Origin of the sequence: Arthrobacter sp. NPDC080073 (assembly GCF_040686575.1) — a bacterium.
Taxonomy (GTDB): Bacteria; Actinomycetota; Actinomycetes; order Actinomycetales; family Micrococcaceae; genus Arthrobacter.
This window is the reverse complement of record NZ_JBFBKR010000050.1, coordinates 1-1,625: the sequence shown is the minus strand read 5'-3', so window position 1 is coordinate 1,625 and position 1,625 is coordinate 1. Positions and strand designations below refer to the sequence as shown.

Genomic DNA, 1,625 nt, shown 5'->3' with positions numbered 1-1,625 from the left:
CAGAACGCTAAACGAACACTCAACGGCGACCACGGTCTGCCCATCGACGACACCCCACAGAATTCAGGGTGTTGCACTCACCACCTGAACTCGCCACCCAAGGGTTGCGAGACACGAGTGGTGTTGCAGTTTGGGTACCCGGATTCTGTCGGTCGAAGCAACGCCTGTATTAGGGGCTGTGGTTATGTATCGACGTTTGGATTCGCCTGCGGGCGCACGGTTTCTTGCTCTGATTCGTGAGGGAAAGGGTCTCAAGCCGTCAGCCCGCGCAGCGGGTATCGGGAAGGAGACAGCTTACCGATGGTTGTGCGAAAAGTTCCTGCAATTGCGTATCTCGGGTCTTGGCACTGAGGCCGCTCAGGCAAAGCTTGGATTCTCCTCTTCGCGAGTGATCGAGTGGGAGGACAGATTCCGGCGGGACGACGGACGCCATCACTTCCAGGTCGGGGTGGAGGTGGAGGCAGCGTTCTGGGCCTCATACCAGCAAGGCGCCAGCCTCGCGAAAGCAACGCAGGGCGCGGGAGTAAGCCGGGCGACCGGATACCGCTGGCTCTACAATCGCTTCACTCTGTTGCGGGCATCGAACGGGCCGGCGAGGGTCGCGAAGGAGCTGCGGCTGCTGCCGGGCACGGCCGCCGCATGGGAGAAAAGATGGAAGACGGAGCTGACCGTCGCGAAGGAGCGTCTCGACCAGGCTCATCGTGCCGGAATCCAGGACGCCCGGCTGTTCGCCGCACGGGCGGCCCAGACGGTCTCCCCGGCGAAGGCTCGTCGTGATCTGGCGGAGACACGGTACTGGGACCTGGTGAATGCCGGATCCAGCAACGCTGAGGCCTGCAGGATGTTGGGTATGAGCAGACGCGCCGGCACGAAACTTAGGAACCAACGGGCCGAGCAGAGCCATATAAGGGTTCCCGTTCAAGGCTCCGGACGGTACCTGTCCCTGCTGGAAAGGATTCAGATCGCTGACCTGCTCCGGCTCGACTGCTCACTGCGGCGCATCGGGCGTGAACTCGGACGCTGCCCCTCAACGATCAAAAGGGAACTGGACCGTCACCGCGACGGCCACGGCCGATACTCCCCGCACGCTGCAGATCACAGCGCCAGCCAGCAGCGGCGCCGGCCACGGGATCGGAAGCTCAGACGGAACCGGCGACTTCGCGCGATCGTGCAGCGCAAGCTCAATCGCCACTGGTCGCCCGAGCAGATCTGCGGCTGGCTCGCACTGCAATTCCCCTTCGAACCGGGCCTTCAACTGAGTCCTGAGACCATCTACCGGGCATTGCTCTTCAACGATGACGACGGTTTGGATAAGAAATACTGTCCCCGGCTGCGCACCGGGCGGAAAATCCGCAGACACCGATGGCGGACCGGTTCCGGTCACGGCGCGGTCGTCCGGAACATGACCATGATCAGCCAGCGCCCGCCGGCCATTGAGACCAAGACGGAAGCTGGCCATTGGGAATCTCAATGTTTCTGTCAAGCCGCCTGAGCTTTGATTCTTGGGATTGGTTCCTGGTAGGGGGTGTGGTCGCGGAGCATGGCCCAGAGGACGTTGATGCGGCGTCTGGCGAGGGCGATGAGGGCTTGTTTATGGGATTTTCCTTCTCCGCGCTTCCGGTCGT

The 1,625-nt window shown here is 62.2% G+C and carries 1 protein-coding gene and 1 pseudogene; one reads left to right on the top strand and one right to left on the bottom strand.

Features of this window, described 5'->3' with window-relative positions; translation table 11 throughout:
- The first annotated feature begins 388 nt into the window (after positions 1–388).
- Complete coding sequence (locus tag AB0O52_RS23280) at positions 389–1,492, top strand: IS30 family transposase (RefSeq protein ID WP_364542972.1); 1,104 nt, start codon at positions 389–391, stop codon at positions 1,490–1,492.
- Here the strand turns inward: AB0O52_RS23280 and AB0O52_RS23275 are convergent.
- Positions 1,480–1,625 (bottom strand): annotated as a pseudogene (locus AB0O52_RS23275) (IS110 family transposase); the annotation flags it as partial. The gene AB0O52_RS23280 and the pseudogene AB0O52_RS23275 overlap by 13 nt on opposite strands.